This is a genomic window from Pandoraea sp. NPDC090278 (assembly GCF_044772185.1).
Classification (GTDB): domain Bacteria; phylum Pseudomonadota; class Gammaproteobacteria; order Burkholderiales; family Burkholderiaceae; genus Pandoraea.
This window is the reverse complement of sequence record NZ_JBIVYJ010000004.1, coordinates 371,971-389,327: the sequence shown is the minus strand read 5'-3', so window position 1 is coordinate 389,327 and position 17,357 is coordinate 371,971. Positions and strand designations below refer to the sequence as shown.

The following is a 17,357-nucleotide window of genomic DNA, read 5'->3' as shown; positions in this document are numbered from 1 at the left end:
GCTCGGTCGCCGTTATGAAAACGCCGCCCGCGAACGCAAACAACGTCACCCCCAATACCATGTCCTTCATCAGCACTGGCGTCGAATACAGCCTGCACTGTCTGCTCTACCTTGCGGATTCGTCCGCCGGTGTTCGCGACGCCAGCGTGCGCGATCTCGCCGAGATGCAGGGCATTCCGGTGGAATATGCCGCCAAGCTCTTTACCCGCCTGTCCAAAGCCGGGCTGGTCGTGGCGACGGAAGGGGTACGGGGCGGATACTCGCTGGCGAAGGACAGCAAGGACATCACGGTGCATGACGTCGTGGTCGCCATCGATGGCGAGAAGGGCCTGTTCGACTGCCGCGAAGTGCGACGTCAGTGCGCGCTGTTCGAAGGGGATCCGCCCGCGTGGGCGTCGAAAGGAAAGTGCTCGATCAACGCGATCATGCAATCTGCCGAAGAGAGCATGCGGGCCGAGTTGCGCAAGCACACGCTCGCCGATCTGGCCGCAGGCGTGAACGCGAAAGCACCGGCCACGTACGGCAAGCGCGTCATCACGTGGTTCGACGACCGCGCTGCGGCACGGCGTGCGCATTAACGCCAGACACCGGCACTAACACGCACGCAATACCTGGCGGCCGCGCCACCTTCGCGCGACCGCGTCCCATCATTCACCGTTCGAGATAACGGCTCAGATCCCGTTCGCAGTCGAGCATCGCCTGCTCAGCCTGCGGCGGCATGACCATCCCCTGCATGGGGAAGAACGTCACATCTTTGATGCCGATGCAGCCCAGCGCGTGCCGGAGGTACGGCGTCAGAAAGTCCGGTTGACGGGCATTCTCACCAGTGTGAAACCCGCCGGACCCGATGATGACGATGGTCGGCCGGTCCTTCAGCAATCCCACTTTGCCTTCGGGCGTGCTCGCGAACGTGCGCCCGATGCGCAACACATAGTCGATCCACAACTTGAGCGCCGCTGGCACCGTGAAGTTATGCATCGGTGTGGCAATCGCAAGAAACGACGTGGCCTCGATCTCTTCGATCAGTTGCTCGGACAAGACAAAATGCGTTGGATCCGGCTCTCTCGACGTAATGGCCGTCGCGTAGTCGACCGAGATCGGCGGCAAGGGCGACGCAACCAGATCGCGAACGATCACCGGACCGTCGCCGTAGCGCCGGGCGTTGTTTTCCAAAAACGTGTGGGCCATGCCGAATGCACGGCTGGCCGGACCATGCGGGCTGGCGTTAAGCAGAAGACTTCTCATCGGCTCGCCTCACGCGACGTCGTCAACGGTTCCACAAAGTGCATGCCCTTCGCGAGCAGACCGTTGCGGAAATAGAACCGTTGCGCGAGCGGCATATGCAGCCCGGTATCCAGCACGAAGTTGGCACATCCCGACTCGCGGGCAATCGCCTTGACCTCGTTCAACAGTTGCGACCCTGCGCCGCCCCGCTTGTTATCGGCCGCCACGACAAGATCGTCGACATAGACGAACCGACCGTACAGCAGGTTCGTCACGTGACGGTAGCCCGCGAGGCCCAGCAGGCGTTCGCCGTCGAACGCGCCCAACAGCCGGTATGACTCCTTGCGCTGAGCCTCCACCTGCTCGACGAAAGCCTCGGCGCTCGCCAGATGCGGGCGAAGTTCCTTCATGACGGCATAGGCCGCGTGCACCGCGTCGGGCGTCTCAAGGTGTTTGAAAGTAAGCAACGTATTCATGATCTCTCTGACAGTCGTTCACTGAAGACTCTATCCGCCGGGTTTGCGATGGACCAGTGACAAGAACTGTCGAAACTTCCGGGACAAGACACGAACCGAGCATGTCATCTGCAAAAAATACTTGCGCGATGAAACGCCGACTCATAGAATCGGCGTTATCGGATCACAACGATAACCGCCGCAATTCATCTCCTCCCCCCCGAGTTTTCAGGAGTAATCAGCATGACCCAACGTATTCTTGTCATCGGCGCAGGCTTCGCCGGAACGTGGAGCGCTCTGGCTTCTGCGCGTCTGCTTGACATGGTCGGACGCACCGACGTGGAAATCGTCCTCGTCGCGCCGGAACCGCATCTTCATATTCGTCCCCGTCTGTACGAAAAGAACCCCGGCGGCATGAAGGCCCCGTTGCAGAAGCTCTTCGACACGGTCGGCGTCCAGTTCATTCAGGGACGTGTCGCGCACATCGATGTCGAACACAAGATGGTGACGATCGCCGATCTCGACGCCGAGACGCCGCACGGCGCCATCAGCTACGACCGTCTGGTGCTCGCCGCAGGTAGCCGTCTGTTCAGCCCGCCGATTCCGGGCATTCAGGAACACGCGTTCAACGTCGACCAGATTGCCGACGCCGTGAAGCTCGAAACGCATCTCGACGGTCTGGCGAGCCGCCCGGCAACCGTCAGCCGCAACACCGTGGTGGTGGCCGGTGCAGGTTTCACCGGCATCGAAACCGCCGCCGAAATGCCTTCGCGACTGCGCGAGATCCTTGGCGAGAACGCTGACGTGCGTGTGATCATGGTCGAGCGCAACGACGCCATCGGCCCGGATCTCGGCCCGGGTCCGCGCCCGGTGATTACGCAAGCGCTTCAGGAACTGGGCGTGACGTGGAAGCTGGGATCGGGCGTCGCGAACATCGACGCCGACGGTGTGACGCTGGAGAACGGCGAGCGCATCGACGCCGACACCGTCATCTGGACGGCTGGCGCACGCGCCAACACACTTACGGCGCAGATTCCCGCCGAGCGTGATGCCTTCGGCCGTCTGCACGTCGACGCGAACCTGAAGGTGATCGGTCTGGACGCTGTCTACGCCACGGGCGACTGCGCCCGCGCGACGACCACAGACGGCGGAGACAAGGCCACCATGATGGCGTGTCAGCACGCGATTTCACTGGGACGCTCGGCTGGCCACAACGTGGCGGCGGACCTGATCGGCGAAGCGCCGATTCCCTACAACCAGCCGAAATACGTGACGTGTCTCGACCTCGGTCCGTGGGGTGCTGTCTACACGGAAGGTTGGGATCGTCAGGTCGTGTTGCAGGGTGCGCAAGGCAAGAAGCTGAAGACGGAGATCAACACGCAGTGGATCTATCCGCCGAGCAACGCCACGCGTGCGGAGGCTTTGGCAAGCGCAGACCCGCGTCAGGCCGTGGTCGCGTAATGTGGCGGCGCGGTGGGGTCCCCCCGTCCCGCCGCGCCAATGCATTGCGGCATGGGTGCACTACTGCGCCACCCATCCTTTCGCTTGCCCCGTCGCCATCTGTGCGCGAAGCTCAGCCACCAGATAGTCGACGAACGACGCGATGCGCGCCGAGATCGCCGTGTTGCGGTAATACACGGCGTGAATCGGCTGACGCACGTCCTGCGCCTGACGCGCCAGCACCGGCGCAAGACGGCCCGCTTCACAGTCACGCACTGTCATGAAATCGGACAGACACACGATGCCTGCCCCTTCCAACGCGAGTTGCCGAAGCGGCTCGCCGCTCGACGACATCACATCCGGCACGATCCGATACGGCTCGCCGTCTGCACCGAGAATCGGCCACACGTTCAGCGATTCCGGCTGCGAGAAGCCAAGCAGCGTGTGCTTCGCCAGATCCTCCACGCGGCGCGGATGCCCGTGCTTTTCCAGATAAGCCGGACTCGCGAACATGCGCGTACGGCTGTTGCCGATGAGTCGGCTATGCAGCGTCGAATCCTTCAGCCGTCCGATCCGGATGGCCACGTCCGTGCGGCGCTCCAGCAGATCGATGAAGCCCTCGTTGCTGTTGAGCTCAAGCTCCACCTCGGGATAGCGCTCGCGATAGCCCGGCACTAGTGGCACGATCACGTGCAGCATGAATGGCGTCGCGGCATCGACACGCAGTCGTCCGGACGGCTTTTCGCGCCGCGTGACCATCTGCTCCTCCGCGCTCTCGACCGAATCGATGATGGCGCGCGCATTCAGCAAGAACGCGTTGCCCTCCTCCGTCAGCGCCAGCCGACGGGTTGTGCGGCGCAGCAGCGTCGTCTTCAGCTTCTCTTCCAACCGCCCCAATGTCCGGCTGGTGGCCGACACCGTCAGGTCCAGCTGCTGGGCCGCCGCCGTGATCGACCCCGTATCCACCACGGCCACAAAGGCTTGCAGTTCGTCGAGCGTGATCTTCATTGTTGATTTCAAATCAAAATAATTTCGTTTATAGGCTACTTTTTCCGCAAAAGTAAAGAGCGCAGACTGCGCTTCAACTTCACCGACCCGGGAATTCCCGTCATGAACCAGTCCTCCCCCCAAACCTCGACATCGTCGGCGCACACCACGCTGTCGCTTCTGGCCCTGGCCATCGGCGCATTCAGCATCGGCACGACGGAGTTCTCGCCGATGGGTCTGCTCCCTGTGATTGCCGAGGGCGTCCACGTCTCGATCCCGACGGCGGGCATGCTGATTACGACTTACGCCCTGGGCGTGATGATCGGCGCGCCCATCATGACGCTCATCATGTCGCGCTGGTCGCGCCGCACGGCACTGATCGCGCTGATGGCCATCTTCACCATCGGAAACCTGCTCTCGGCCGTCTCGGCAAACTACACGACGCTGCTGCTCGCCCGTCTTGTGACCAGCCTGAACCACGGCGCGTTCTTCGGGCTGGGCTCCATCGTTGCCGCCAGCGTGGTGCCGCGAGAAAAGCAGGCCAGCGCTGTCGCCACCATGTTCATGGGGCTGACGATTGCGAACATCGGCGGGGTACCTGCCGCCACGTGGCTAGGCCAGACCATCGGCTGGCGCATGTCGTTCGCCGCCACCGCCGGGCTCGGCCTGATCACCATGCTAACGCTGCGCTTCGCACTACCCAAGGGGGAAGCCGGACGCATGCCGGATATCCGCCGCGAGTTGTCGGTGCTCACGCGCCCGGTCGTGCTGATGGCGATGGCGACGACCGTGCTCGGTGCAGGCGCGATGTTCACCCTGTACACGTACATCGCACCGACGCTGCAAACGATCACTGGCGCATCGCCCGGCTTCGTCACCGCGATGCTCGTGCTGGTGGGCGTCGGCTTCTCGGTCGGCAACATCGCCGGTGGCAAGCTCGCGGACCGCTCGATCAACACCAGCCTGATCGTCTTTCTGGTGCTGCTCGTCGCGATCATGCTCGCCTTCCCCATTCTGGCCCGCACGCACATCGGCACCGCCCTCGCGGTCGTGGTCTGGGGTATCGCAACGTTTGCCCTCGTGCCGCCGCTGCAGATGCGAGTGATGCGCGCCGCCTCCGAAGCGCCGGGACTCGCATCGTCGGTCAACGTCGGCGCCTTCAACCTCGGCAATGCCGTGGGGGCTGCTGCCGGTGGTGCCGTGATTTCCGCCGGATATGGCTACACAGCAGTGCCCATCGTCGGTGCGCTGATTGCCGGATCGGGCCTGTTGCTGGTGCTGCTGCAAATTGCGATGCACCGCACGCCGATGCAGACCGTTGGCAACTGAACCCCGGCTTCGACTCACAACACACAGCAGCACGTTTTTCGTTACCTAATTGATCAAGGATTTCACCATGAGCCACATTCCCGCATTCGGTCTCGGCACCTTCCGCCTCAACGGCCAAGTTGTCATCGATTCCGTCCGTACCGGCCTTGAACTGGGCTATCGCGCTGTAGACACCGCGCAGATCTACGGCAACGAAGCCGAGGTCGGTCAGGCGATTGCCGAGTCCGGCGTCGCTCGCGACGATCTGTTCCTCACCACGAAAATCTGGGTCGAGAACTACGCCAAGGGCAAGCTCGCCGCCAGCCTCGAAGACAGCCTCAAGAAGCTGCGCACCGACCACGTCGACCTCACGCTGATCCACTGGCCCGCGCCGAACAACGGCGTGTCGCTCGACGAGTTCATGACCGCGCTGGCCGACGCGAAGGCTAAAGGTCTTACGCGTCAGATCGGCATCTCGAACTTCAACATCGAGTTGACGAAGCAGGCGATGGCCGCCGTGGGCAAAGACGCCATCGCGACGAACCAGATCGAACTGAGTCCGTACCTGCAAAACCCGAAGCTCGTAGGTTTCCTTGAGGAACAGGGTATTCACGTCACGTCGTACATGACGCTCGCTTACGGCAAGGTGCTGGGCGACGCCGTCATCGGCAAGATCGCGCAACGTCATCAGGCCACGCCTGCGCAAGTGGTGCTCGCCTGGGCGCTGCAACGCGGTTTCTCGGTGATTCCGTCGTCGACCAAGCGTGAAAATCTGGCGAGCAATCTGCTGGCGCAAACGCTGCGTCTGACGGACGACGACATGGCACAGATCGCCGCGCTCGACCGCAATGGTCGCGAAGTCAGCCCGGACGGACTCGCCGCCAAGTGGGACGACTGATCCCCTTGCTATCGAACCTTTGAGCCGTTGCCTGCGGGCAACGACGACAACATTGCACACATCATGACTCAGGACCCTCTGTTTCAACCGCTGCAACTCGGCGCGATCACGCTGCCGAACCGTATCGTGATGCCGCCCATGACCCGCTCGCGTGCGAGCCAGCCCGGCGATGTCCCTAACGCTTTGATGGCCGAGTACTACGCGCAACGTGCCGGGGCTGGCCTGATCGTCAGCGAAGGCACCTACATCGCCCCGCTCGGCAAAGGCTATGCGTGGACGCCCGGCATCCATTCGCCCGCGCAGGTCGCCGGCTGGCGCACCGTGACCGAGGCGGTGCATGCCGCTGGTGGTCATATCTTCGCGCAGTTGTGGCACGTGGGCCGACTAAGCCACACGAGCCTGCTGGGCGGCCGTCAGCCCGTGTCTTCGTCGCCGATTCAGGCCGAAGGCGTGAACGTCTTCATCGCTGGTGAAGACGGCACGACGCCCGGCTTTGTGCAGGCTTCCACACCGCGCGCGCTGAGCATCAAGGAAATCGGCGAGATCGTCGACCAGTACCGTGCGGCGGCGCGCAACGCCATCGAAGCGGGTTTCGACGGCGTGGAACTGCACGGCGCCAACGGCTATCTCGTGAATCAGTTCATCGATTCGAACGCCAACACGCGAACCGACGCCTACGGCGGCACGCTGGAAAACCGTCTGCGCTTCCTGCGCGAAGTGACCGAAGCACTGATCGAGGGCGTGGGCGATGCGAAGCGCATCGGCATCCGTCTCGCGCCGCTGACCACGCTCAACGGCTGTGTCGACGCCGATCCGGAAACGACTTACCTCGCGGCCGCGAAGCTGCTGGGCGAGTTGGGTGTCGGCTACATCCACATCGCGGAAGCCGACTGGGACGACGCACCGGTGATGCCCGTCGAGTTCAAGCTGAAGTTGCGCGCGGTGTACCCGGGCGTGCTGATTTACGCAGGCGGCTACACGGCAGAGCGCGCGCGTGAAGCTGTCTCGGAAGGATGGGCGGATCTCATCGGTTTCGGCCGTCCGTTCGTGGCCAATCCGGATCTGACGGAGCGCCTGCGCGTCGGTGCGCCGCTGGCCTTGCACCATCGCGACACGTTGTTCGGTGGCGGTGCACGCGGTCTGACGGATTATCCGACGATGGTCAAAGAAGCGGCCTGAGTGGACTAGCAGACTTCACGACGACGTGGCGACGCGCGCCTTCCCGGCGCGGGTCGCCCGCCAGCAGAGAATCGATCCGCCGCAGACCATGCACGCGCCCTGCCAGAAGGGTGCGGACAGCGGCGTGTGCAGCAGCAGCGCGGCCAGTGCCGCAGACAGTACGGGGATGAAATACGACGCGCCGACGAGGATCGTCACATTACCGCGCAGGATGCCCACGTTCCACGCCGCATAACCGAAGCCCATCGCGGCGGCGGCCAGTACGAGATAGATCCCCGAGTGGAGGTCCAGCGACATCGCACCACCACCACCCGCGAAGTACTTGATCCAGAGCGCGACGGCCACGAGCATGAAGAACGGCGTCACGCCATTCTTGCCCTCGGCGATGCGCGCCGTTACCGTGCAATAGCCCGCCCAGATAATCGCGCCGACGAAGGCCAGTCCATAGCTCAACGGGTTATCGGCAATGTTGACGAGCATGCCGGGCAGATCGAGCCCCTGATCGCCGCCGAGCACCCAGCAGATGCCAAGCATCGACAATACGAAACCGGGCACGACCAGCCAGTTCGCGCGCTGCTTGTTGAAGAGAATTGCGGAAACGAGCGTGAACGTCGGCCACAGGTAATTCACCATGCCGACTTCAATCGCCTGACGTGCAGTGTTCGCGTAGCCGATGGACAGCGACAGACAGAGTTCATAGGCGACGAACAGCAAGCCGCCCCACATCAGATAGCGGCGCGGGAACGTGCTGAGCTTCGGGAAGCCGACCGTCAGCACGAGGAACAGCGATGCCACCGAGTAAATCGCCGCAGCGCCGCCGGTCGCACCCAAGCTTTCACTCACGCCGCGAATCAGCGCCACGATGGACGACCAGAGCACCACCGCGCTCAGCCCAATGAGTGTCGCCTTGTTCCTGCTGTTCATGCGGTTTCCTGCGTCGATGGAAGGTAAGTGGTCAGCGCAGGATTATACGAAAAGCGGATTTGCGTAGCGGCGTCGCTCAGGCCGTCGGCAGCCGCTATACACCGGCAAGATTGCCGTCGCCCAGCTTCTCCCGTGCAAACGCCCGCACGTGCTCCACAAACGAATTGAGCAACAGCGGCGCCGGGCGCTGCGAAGGCGTCAGCACCGAAGTGTCGGTGAATATGGCTGGCTCGAAGCGCTTGAACACCACACCGGTGCCGCGGTAGCTCCACGCACTGAACGCGTCGATCAGCGCAACACCGGCCCCCGCTTCGACAAATGAGCAAATGGCGTACGAAATCTGGCTCTCCATCTGCATTTTGACTTCCACGCCGTGCGACGCGAGCAAAGCATCGATCTGCAATCGCGCCTCCACGCTGCGTGGGTGTGCGACAAATCGCTCGCCTTCGAGATCGCTCGGCCCGACGACGTCGTGCCCGCAAAGGCGATGCCCCGCAGGCAGGGCGCAGATCATCTTGGCCGAGACAAGTCGCGAGGCATTTGCCGTCGGATGACTCAGCGACAGACGGGCGAAGCCCACGTCGCAGCGCTGCCCCATGACCATATCGACGATGGAGCGTGTTGAGTGCATGACCATCGAGACATGCGCCTCCGGTCGTGTCTTCAGGTAATCCGCAATCGCATGCGGCATGAAAGAAAGCGCCAGCGCGGGCGCCGCCGCCACGTGAAGCGTGCCTCGCTGCATGTTCCGGATCTCATCGGCCGCTCGCGCAATCCGGTCGACGCCGACCAGCGAACGCTGCACCTCCTCGTACAACGCGCGGGCTTCCACCGTCGGATACAGCCGTCCCTTGACCCGTTCGAACAATGTGAATTTCAGCGACCGCTCCAGATCGGCGATCAACCGCGTGGTCGCGGGCTGCGAAATGTGCAGCATCTCGCTGGCGAGCGTCACCGTCTGATGCAGCATCACGGCGCGAAAGGCTTCGAGTTGGCGGAGTTTCACGTGAGCACCCAATAACAAAACATTATCGATTTGCAAAAAGAAAGCATTTCACAAGCGGATTTTGACTTCCTAATCTTCCGATATCCCCAATTCTATTTGGTTGTGCGTGGGGATCATCAGCAATAACGATATGTGTTGAAAAGGGGGTTTACCCCAATCTTCCGGAGGACGACTCACCTTATGAGCAACGAAACTGCGTACACGCTGCCACCCCCGGCGACGCGTGACGACACCTCAACCACGCCCGCGCCGGACCTGCGTATCCATCCGCGCCCGAAGAAATCGGACTGGCTTTGGTACGGGTTGTTCGGCATCGGCCTGATCCTTTTCTACCAATGGTTCATCGACAACCCGCGCTGGCAGTGGGACGTCGTCGCCCATTACCTCTTCAACGCCCGCGTACTCGCGGGCCTTGGAAACACACTGATCCTCACGGCACTTGCCAGTGCACTCGGTTTGGTGCTCGGCGCCATCGTGGCCGCGTGCCGCATGTCCGGAAATCCGGTTTTGCGCGGTGCGGCGTTCGCCTACATCTGGATCATTCGTGCGACGCCGACGCTGGCGATGCTGCTGTTCCTGTTTTTCATCTCGGCGCTCGTGCCTCGCCTCTATCTGCCGATACCGTTTCTGAACCTGAGTCTGTTCGACATCGATACCAGCAACGTGATCTCGCGGCTGAGCGCCGCCGCGATCGGGCTGGCAATCTATCTGGGCGGTCACAGCGCGGAGATCTTTCGAAGCGGCCTCGGTGCCGTCGACAAGGGACAACGCGAAGCCTGCAAAGCGATGGGCATGAGCGACGTGCGGATGATGTGGCACGTCGTCATTCCCCAGGCGGTGCGCGTCATCATCCCGCCGCTGGCCAACGAGCTCATCACGATGTTCAAGAACACGTCGCTGGCCTCGGTCATCGGTTACGTCGAGCTCCTGACGACCGTCCAGCTGATCTATTCGACGACCTTCGAAACCATTCCGCTGCTGACCGTCGCCTGCCTCTGGTACCTGTTCCTGACCAGTCTGGCCATGTGCGGACAGTTGCTGCTCGAAAAGCGCTTCGGCAAAGGAGTCCACCCGTGATGAACTCGCACCACGACGCCCTTCATCTGCAGGCGCAGCCACCGTTGCTGCAAATGCGTAACGTGACGAAGCAGTTCGGCGCATTTACTGCGTTGCACGGCATCGATTTCAATCTGTATCGCGGCGACGTCGTTGCCATCATCGGCCCCTCCGGATCGGGCAAGAGCACCCTGCTTCGCTGCATCAACATGCTCGATCTGATAGACGCCGGTGTCGTGACGTTCAACGGCGAAGTGCTCGGCAGCGAGATGCGCGGCACACGTTGCGTCAGGTTGCCGAAAAAAGCACTGGACCGGCAGCGCCGGTACTTCGGCATGGTGTTCCAGGGGTTTCATCTCTTCCCCCATTACACGGTGCTCGACAACGTGCTTTCCGGGCCGCGCATCGTCGGCGGCGCCGCGCGCAAAGACGTCGTCGAGCGTGGCAAGTCGCTGCTCGCCCGCGTCGGCCTGTCCGACAAGATGAATCATTACCCGTCGCAACTCTCCGGTGGGCAAAAGCAGAGAGTCGCTATCGCTCGGGCGCTGGCGATGGAGCCGGAGGTCATGTTGTTCGACGAACCGACCAGCGCGCTCGACCCGGAGTTAGTGCAGGAGGTGCTCGACGTCATGAAGGAACTGGCAAGCACCGGCACGACGATGGTGGTCGTCACCCATGAAATGGAATTCGCCCGAAAGGTCTCGAACCACGTCGTATTCATGGACGGTGGCCGCATCGTCGATCAAGGCTCGCCCGACCACATCTTCCAGGGCGGTGGCACAGCGCGAAGTCAACGCTTTCTTGCGAACGCTCGCACATAAGTCCGGCGAGGGGTGCCCGCGACGCTCGTGCGACGCGCGCCCCGCCATCACACTCGATTAAACAGGATTCGAAATGTCAAACGACGGAATGATGAGACTGGGTGTCTCGATGCGCTATCTGGGCTATCACATGGCGGCGTGGCGGCATCCCGATGTTCCCGCCGATGGCGCAATCGACTTTCACTACTTCCTTGAGAGCGCGCGCAAGGCCGAAGCGGCAAAATTCGACATGATCTTCTTTGCGGACGGCGTTGGCGTGCGAGCCTCCGATACGCCCCCGGGATCAGCGGCGCGCGACGCGAAAAACGCCGAACTCGAACCTTTGACGCTGCTCGCGGCAATCGGCGCCTGCACGAAGCATATCGGCCTCGTGGGGACCGCCTCGACGACCTATAACGAGCCGTTCCATATCGCACGCAAGTACGCCTCGATCGATCACATCAGCGCCGGACGCGCAGGCTGGAACGTCGTCACCTCGTGGTCGCAGCAAGAAGCGTGGAACTTCAACCGCGACGAACACCTGGGCTACGAGGAGCGATACGAGCGGGCCGACGAATTCGTGGACGTCGTCAAGAAGCTCTGGGATAGCTGGGAAGACGATGCGTTTATCCGCGACAAAGACAGCGGCATCTTCTACGACGAGCGCAAGTTGCACGTCCCGCACCACAAGGGCAAACACTTCAAGGTGCGCGGCCCGCTGAATTCGGCACGCACGCCGCAGGGTCGCCCCATCATCGTTCAGGCTGGCGCTGCCGACGCCGGGCGAGAGATTGCCGCGAAAAACGCCGATGTGGTGTACAGCGCATCGTTCGACATTCAGTCGGCCAAGGCTTATTACGACGATTTGAAAGGCCGTCTCGCGAAATACGGTCGCACGCCGGACCAACTCCTGATCATGCCGGGACTGACGCCCTACGTGGGCCGCACACGGCAGGAGGCGCAAGACAAGTTCGATCAGTTGCAGGAGCTGATCGACCCGCTCAGCGGCCTGTCGATTCTCCATAGCGTACTCGGCGACCTCTCCGGCTACGACCTCGATGGCCCGGTGCCCGCCACCAGCGCCGGTCCCGTGAGCAGCATCGGCAATGGATTGCTGGAGATGGCCCGTCGCGACAATCTCACGATTCGCCAGCTTTACAAGATTCGCGCCTCGGGTGGCCGCCAGTTGATCGGCACGGCGCAGGACATCGTGGACGATATGGAATCGTGGTTCCGCGAAGGTGCCGCCGACGGCTTCAATCTCTGCCCCGCGACCCTTCCCGGCGGTCTCGACGACTTCATCGAATTCATTCTTCCCGAACTGCGTCGTCGCGGCCTGTTCCGAACCGAGTACGCGGCACAAACGCTGCGAGGCAATCTGGGACTCGGTTCACTGTCATTCGGCGGCTGAAAGCGATCCGGTGCGACGTGTGCGGCCCGAACTTGCCGTGCACGTCGCGCGCTTCATCAGAACTCAAGAGGTATCCGTATGAACGACCAAGTTTCCTCCGACGTCTTTCGACACGCCATGACGTGCTTCGCCAGCGGCATCACGGCGGTGACCACGTATGAGGACCGTGTGCCGTCTGGTCTGATCGCTACGTCGGTGTGCAGCCTGTCTGCCGATCCGGCCACGATCCTCGTGTGCGTGAACAAGACTGCGTCGGCGCATGACGTCATCCTTCGAACGCGACGCTTCGCCGTCAACTTGTTGTCCGCCGAACAGTTGGCCGTGGCGAAGCGCTTCACGTCACTGCGCGGCCCCGAGCGCTTCGACCCCGTGAACTGGCAAGCCGGGGAACTCGACGTCCCCACCCTGACGGGGGCGGTCGTGGTGTTCGAATGCCAACTCGCCAAAGTGCATGACGGTTTCACGCACAGCATTATCGTCGGACAGATTACCCGGGCTACCGTGAACGACGAAGGGGCAGCCGACTGTCTGCTCTGGCACCACCGGGATTTCGCCCGCACCGTTCAGCAAGCCGCCTGATACGCCACCGACCTGCCGACATCCACCCAGAGGTTTTCGTATGACGATCGACTTCAAATTCGCGACGGCATGTCTCGTCGCCGGGCTCGGGATTGTGAGTCCCGCGCACGCGCAGGAGCCGCCAGCACGCCCGCCCATCAAGGTCGACCCGGCGCTCGCTGCGCAAGTCCCGAAGTTCTACCGGGAGCGCGGCACGCTGATCGCTGGCGTCAATCCCGATGTGGCGCCGATCAAATTCGTCGACGGCGACGGCAACATCGTGGGGTTCACCCCGGAACTGCTCTCGGCCGCAGCAGCGGTGCTGGATCTGAAGGTCAAGCTTGCCCAGTCGTCGTTCGACGCCCTCATTCCCGGTCTGGGCGCCAACCGCTTCGATGTGCTGCTCTCGCTTGCGGACTTTTCATCGCGTCAGAAAGTCGTGACCTTCGTCGATTACCTCGACATGGGCATGACGGTCGTCGCCATGCCCTCGAAGGCGGTCACGATCGCGTCGCTCGACGGGCTCTGCGGAAAGCAACTCGCGCTACCACGCGGCACGGCCTCAATGGCAAAGGCGACCAAGCTGAGCGAAAAATGTCAAAAAGACGGCAAGCAGCCCATCTCGGTGGCGACCTATCCCGACTCGAACATGACGCTGCTCTCGCTATCGACTGGCGCCAGCCAGGTCGCCTGGGTGGATTCGCCGGTCGGTTACTACAACGAGACCAAATTTCCCGCCAAGTACAAGGTCATCCACTACAACGCCGAAGCGCCTTACGGCATCGGCTTCGGTGTCGACGAGAAAGGGCGGCAACTCGCGAGCGTCATGCGGCAGGCCCTGCTCAAGCTGCAACGAGACGGCACCTATGACGCGCTGATGAAGAAATGGGGACTCGCCACCAAGGATGCCAAACCGGACTTCCCCATCAACGGCGGCATGCGCTGATACAGGGCACACGGGACCGCCGAACGGCAAACGGCGACAGCCCCGCCACCGGCGTCACCCCTTAGGGAACACCAGCGTAAAGCGGGTCACACCGCTCTCGCTGGTGACGCGCCACGCACCGCCGTGCAACTGCATGATGCTGCGCACGATCGACAGCCCCAGCCCGCTCGAATCCGACGAACGTTGTCGCGACGCGTCGGCGCGGTAGAACCGGTCGAACAGCCGCTCACGATGCGCCGGTTCTATCGTCGGGCCGCGATTCTCGACGTGCAGCCACGTTCCCCCCGCGCGCTGCTCTGCAATCAGACGAATCACACTGCCCTCATCCGCATGCCGTACCGCGTTCGCCAGAAGATTCGCCATCGCGCGACGCATGAGTTGCGCGTCGGCCATCACTTCACCGCCCCCCTCGCGCTCGATACGCACGCCACGCTCGTCGGCCAATCCTTCGAAGTAATCGGCGATGCGCTCGAACTCATCCGCCACCGACAGCAAGTGCCGATCGATAGCGTGATCGGCATGTTCCGCGCGAGCGAGGAAGAGCATGTTGTCGATCATCTTCGAGAGACGCTGCAACTCTTCGAAGTTCGATCCCAGTAGCCGCTGGTAATACGCCGGATCGCGCGTCTGGCTCAAGCCCACTTCCGTCTGCCCGAGCAAGTTGCCGATCGGTGTGCGCAGGTCGTGCGCCATATCCGCTGAGACCTGCTGCAACTGCGTGAACCCGCGCTCAAGCCTGCCGAGCATCGCGTTGATCGACGTGACGAGTACGTCCAGTTCCGCAGGTGTATCGCGTTGTGGAAGACGGGTGGAGAGCGTGTCCACACCGATGGACGCCGTCTGCACCGCCAGCCGTCTCAGCGGACGCATGCCGCGTCGCGCCAGCCAGAACGCGAACAGCGCCGCCAGACAAGCCGCCGTCGTGGCGAACAGAAAAATCTGCGTCCGGTAATCGCCCAGCATGCGCGTGCGCTCGGTCATCAGACGCCCCGACATGATTTGCAGATCGCGCTGGCCCGCCACACCGTGCGCTGTCGCTGCGACATAGATGAACGGCGTGCCGTCGGCCGTTTGCGTGTGATGGACGGCGTCGAGCGTGAGCGGTGTGTCCGGCGCGACAGGTGTGACCGGTGGCACTCGCGTGTGCCCGGGATTCACTTCGATGAGCGGCCGCTCGCCCGGGTAGCCCACAACCAGCAGCGACTCCGTGTTGCCGAGCATATTGGCGAACAGATGCGGCTTGTCGCGGATGAGATCGTGCGCGTCGACGTCCTGCATCAGGGTCCGCAACTGGTCCACACGCGTGACCAGCGCGCCGTCGTCACGCACGACCAGTTGCGCCTCCAGCTTCCAGTACAGCACGAAGCCGACGACGGCCATCGCCGCGAACGCCATCAGCGCAAAGCCGAGCGCCAGACGCGTGCTGAGCGACATCCGCTTGCCAGTCACCGACGCGCCCGTCATTCGAGGGCCTCGCAGCGATAACCGACGCCGTGCACCGTATGGATCAGACGGGTGGCAAACGGCTCGTCGATCTTCTGACGCAGACGCCGCACCGCCACGTCGACCACATTCGTGTCGCTGTCGAAGTTCATGTCCCACACACGCGACGCGATCAGCGCGCGCGAAAGCACTTCGCCCGGATGCTGCACGAAGAACAGCAGCAGATTGAATTCCTTGTTGGTGAGCGTGATGCGCGCGCCGCCTCGCTCCACGCGACGCTTCGTCACGTCCACGCAAAGGTCGCCGACACGCAGCATGTCGTCCGCCGGTTGCGGCTGCCCGCGTCGCAGGATGATGCGGATGCGCGCCAGCAACTCCGCAAACGAGAACGGCTTGACGAGATAGTCGTCCGCGCCGAGATCGAGCCCCTTGAGCCGGTCTTCGAGCGTGCCGCGTGCGCTCAGGAACAACACCGGTGTGCGTATGCGGTCGCCGAGCTTACGCATGACGGTCCAGCCGTCCATGCCGGGCATCATGACGTCGAGCAGAATCAGGTCGTACGCGAGTTCCTGCGCCATGTGGAGGCCGTCGATGCCGTTTGGCGCGACGTCCACGACGTAGCCCGCCTCGGTCAGCCCGTTTTGCAGATACTCGCCTGTCTTCGCTTCGTCTTCTATGACCAGAATGCGCATGGTGTCTCACTCATCCAGCACGCCAATAGCAACAGGATGGCGGCCCGAACGGACCGCCATCCTGTTGGCCTCAACCGCTCGCGCCGCGAACTTACTTGCCAGCGGCGGTTGCGGCTTCCTCGATCAGACGAGCCACCGCCTGCGGGTGCGACTCGTACACCGAGTGGCTTGCACCTTCGATCTCCACGGTGTGCGCGTGCGCACGTGCAGCATACATCCGCTCCAGATCCGGATTGATGATACGGTCGGCCTTCGCGACCATATACCACGACGGCTTCGTCTTCCAGGCCGGATCGGGGATCAGCGCCGTGAATACCGACGCGGCCGTCGGCATCTGGGCGTTGGCTTCGAACTCGGCCTGCGCGCGCGGCAGATCGGCGGCGAAGTCGGCCGGATAATCCTTCGGATTCAGGTAGAGATAGTTGTCCGGCGTCTTCACGACCGCCTTGGTCAGATTCGGAAACTTCTTGCCGTTGCTGGCTTCGGTCTCACCCACGTCGAGCGCGTGCGCCGCGATGTAGACCAGCGCCTTCACATGCGCATCGTTACCCGCCTCGGTGATGATCGCGCCGCCGTAGCTATGACCGACGAGCACCGCAGGGCCGTCGAGGCCGTCGAGCACGCGCTTGGTGGCCGTCACGTCTTCCTGGAAGGACGTCAGCGGCTCCTGCACCAGCGTGACGTGATAGCCGTCCTTGACCAGCAGGTCGTAGACCGGACGCCAGCCCGCGCCCCCTACGAACGCGCCGTGCACCAGCACGATGTTCTTGATCGGACCGCTGGCCGATTGATCCGTCGGCGCGGCGTGGGCCGACAGTGCGGGGAAGACGGCGGCGGCAAGCAGCGCGCCGACGGTGGCGGTACGCGCAGCAATGGCGCGCAGTTGACGAGTGGGCATGGTAGCTCCTTAGATTGACGCGATGACGTCGTGGCTTCACAACCGGGTATTGGGACGTTGCGGTGAACAACGTGAAGCCAGTCTAAGGAGCGGGGGGCGTCAGCGAACTGACGCAGAAATTACAAAAAAATG

18 protein-coding genes are annotated in these 17,357 nt (G+C 62.7%); 10 read left to right on the top strand and 8 right to left on the bottom strand.

The window, feature by feature from the left end; genetic code table 11:
- Positions 1 to 59: 59 nt before the first annotated feature.
- Positions 60 to 578 carry an RrF2 family transcriptional regulator gene (locus ACIQWO_RS16840; RefSeq protein ID WP_402826282.1) on the top strand — a complete coding sequence of 173 codons (519 nt, stop codon included), beginning with the start codon at positions 60 to 62 and terminating at the stop codon, positions 576 to 578.
- Between the two features lie 73 nt (positions 579 to 651).
- Here ACIQWO_RS16840 and ACIQWO_RS16835 read toward each other — a convergent pair whose 3' ends face one another.
- Both ACIQWO_RS16835 and ACIQWO_RS16830 read right to left on the bottom strand, forming a co-directional pair.
- Positions 652 to 1,245 (bottom strand): FMN-dependent NADH-azoreductase, encoded by a 594-nt coding sequence (locus ACIQWO_RS16835; protein ID WP_402826279.1) that lies wholly within the window; start codon positions 1,243 to 1,245, stop codon positions 652 to 654.
- Positions 1,242 to 1,700 carry a GNAT family N-acetyltransferase gene (locus ACIQWO_RS16830; protein WP_402826276.1) on the bottom strand — a complete coding sequence of 153 codons (459 nt, stop codon included), beginning with the start codon at positions 1,698 to 1,700 and terminating at the stop codon, positions 1,242 to 1,244. Before ACIQWO_RS16830 ends, ACIQWO_RS16835 begins: the two co-directional genes overlap by 4 nt.
- 222 nt (positions 1,701 to 1,922) lie before the next feature.
- Here ACIQWO_RS16830 and ACIQWO_RS16825 point away from each other — a divergent pair, with 222 nt between their 5' ends.
- Positions 1,923 to 3,140 (top strand): NAD(P)/FAD-dependent oxidoreductase, encoded by a 1,218-nt coding sequence (locus ACIQWO_RS16825; RefSeq protein WP_402826273.1) that lies wholly within the window; start codon positions 1,923 to 1,925, stop codon positions 3,138 to 3,140.
- A 60-nt stretch (positions 3,141 to 3,200) separates the two neighbouring features.
- Here the strand turns inward: ACIQWO_RS16825 and ACIQWO_RS16820 are convergent, their stop codons facing one another.
- Positions 3,201 to 4,127, bottom strand: coding sequence for a LysR substrate-binding domain-containing protein (locus ACIQWO_RS16820; protein WP_402826270.1), 927 nt, complete (start codon positions 4,125 to 4,127; stop codon positions 3,201 to 3,203).
- Positions 4,128 to 4,229: 102 nt separating this feature from the next.
- Between ACIQWO_RS16820 and ACIQWO_RS16815 the strand changes: the two genes are divergently transcribed.
- From ACIQWO_RS16815 to ACIQWO_RS16805, 3 genes are all read left to right on the top strand, one after another.
- Complete coding sequence (locus tag ACIQWO_RS16815; protein WP_402826267.1) at positions 4,230 to 5,435, top strand: MFS transporter; 1,206 nt, start codon at positions 4,230 to 4,232, stop codon at positions 5,433 to 5,435.
- A gap of 67 nt (positions 5,436 to 5,502) precedes the next feature.
- Entirely contained in the window at positions 5,503 to 6,312 is an 810-nt protein-coding gene (dkgB, locus tag ACIQWO_RS16810) for a 2,5-didehydrogluconate reductase DkgB (RefSeq protein WP_402826264.1), read from the top strand.
- A 63-nt stretch (positions 6,313 to 6,375) separates the two neighbouring features.
- Positions 6,376 to 7,491: an alkene reductase gene (locus ACIQWO_RS16805; RefSeq protein ID WP_402826261.1), complete on the top strand. Its 1,116-nt coding sequence runs from the start codon at positions 6,376 to 6,378 to the stop codon at positions 7,489 to 7,491.
- A gap of 15 nt (positions 7,492 to 7,506) precedes the next feature.
- Here the strand turns inward: ACIQWO_RS16805 and yddG are convergent, their stop codons facing one another.
- Positions 7,507 to 8,415 carry an aromatic amino acid DMT transporter YddG gene (gene yddG, locus ACIQWO_RS16800; RefSeq protein ID WP_402826258.1) on the bottom strand — a complete coding sequence of 303 codons (909 nt, stop codon included), beginning with the start codon at positions 8,413 to 8,415 and terminating at the stop codon, positions 7,507 to 7,509.
- A 94-nt stretch (positions 8,416 to 8,509) separates the two neighbouring features.
- Positions 8,510 to 9,421, bottom strand: coding sequence for a LysR substrate-binding domain-containing protein (locus ACIQWO_RS16795; protein ID WP_402826255.1), 912 nt, complete (start codon positions 9,419 to 9,421; stop codon positions 8,510 to 8,512).
- A gap of 180 nt (positions 9,422 to 9,601) precedes the next feature.
- Here ACIQWO_RS16795 and ACIQWO_RS16790 point away from each other — a divergent pair, with 180 nt between their 5' ends.
- The 5 genes from ACIQWO_RS16790 to ACIQWO_RS16770 all read left to right on the top strand — a co-directional run bounded on the left by ACIQWO_RS16790 (position 9,602) and on the right by ACIQWO_RS16770 (position 14,192).
- Positions 9,602 to 10,498 (top strand): amino acid ABC transporter permease, encoded by an 897-nt coding sequence (locus ACIQWO_RS16790; RefSeq protein ID WP_402826252.1) that lies wholly within the window; start codon positions 9,602 to 9,604, stop codon positions 10,496 to 10,498.
- Positions 10,498 to 11,298 (top strand): amino acid ABC transporter ATP-binding protein, encoded by an 801-nt coding sequence (locus ACIQWO_RS16785; protein WP_402826249.1) that lies wholly within the window; start codon positions 10,498 to 10,500, stop codon positions 11,296 to 11,298. The genes ACIQWO_RS16790 and ACIQWO_RS16785 overlap by 1 nt, the downstream gene beginning before the upstream one ends.
- A 73-nt stretch (positions 11,299 to 11,371) precedes the next feature.
- Positions 11,372 to 12,688: an LLM class flavin-dependent oxidoreductase gene (locus ACIQWO_RS16780; RefSeq protein ID WP_402826246.1), complete on the top strand. Its 1,317-nt coding sequence runs from the start codon at positions 11,372 to 11,374 to the stop codon at positions 12,686 to 12,688.
- Positions 12,689 to 12,766: 78 nt separating this feature from the next.
- Positions 12,767 to 13,267: a flavin reductase family protein gene (locus ACIQWO_RS16775; protein ID WP_402826243.1), complete on the top strand. Its 501-nt coding sequence runs from the start codon at positions 12,767 to 12,769 to the stop codon at positions 13,265 to 13,267.
- 40 nt (positions 13,268 to 13,307) lie between these two features.
- Positions 13,308 to 14,192 carry an ABC transporter substrate-binding protein gene (locus ACIQWO_RS16770; protein ID WP_402826240.1) on the top strand — a complete coding sequence of 295 codons (885 nt, stop codon included), beginning with the start codon at positions 13,308 to 13,310 and terminating at the stop codon, positions 14,190 to 14,192.
- Positions 14,193 to 14,246: 54 nt separating this feature from the next.
- On the opposite strand, the gene ACIQWO_RS16765 is transcribed toward ACIQWO_RS16770, so the two are convergent.
- From ACIQWO_RS16765 to ACIQWO_RS16755, 3 genes are all read right to left on the bottom strand, one after another.
- Positions 14,247 to 15,656 (bottom strand): heavy metal sensor histidine kinase, encoded by a 1,410-nt coding sequence (locus ACIQWO_RS16765; RefSeq protein ID WP_402826237.1) that lies wholly within the window; start codon positions 15,654 to 15,656, stop codon positions 14,247 to 14,249.
- Positions 15,653 to 16,327 (bottom strand): heavy metal response regulator transcription factor, encoded by a 675-nt coding sequence (locus ACIQWO_RS16760; RefSeq protein ID WP_402826234.1) that lies wholly within the window; start codon positions 16,325 to 16,327, stop codon positions 15,653 to 15,655. Before ACIQWO_RS16760 ends, ACIQWO_RS16765 begins: the two co-directional genes overlap by 4 nt.
- A gap of 91 nt (positions 16,328 to 16,418) precedes the next feature.
- Complete coding sequence (locus tag ACIQWO_RS16755) at positions 16,419 to 17,225, bottom strand: alpha/beta fold hydrolase (RefSeq protein ID WP_402826231.1); 807 nt, start codon at positions 17,223 to 17,225, stop codon at positions 16,419 to 16,421.
- Between the last annotated feature and the right edge of the window lie 132 nt (positions 17,226 to 17,357).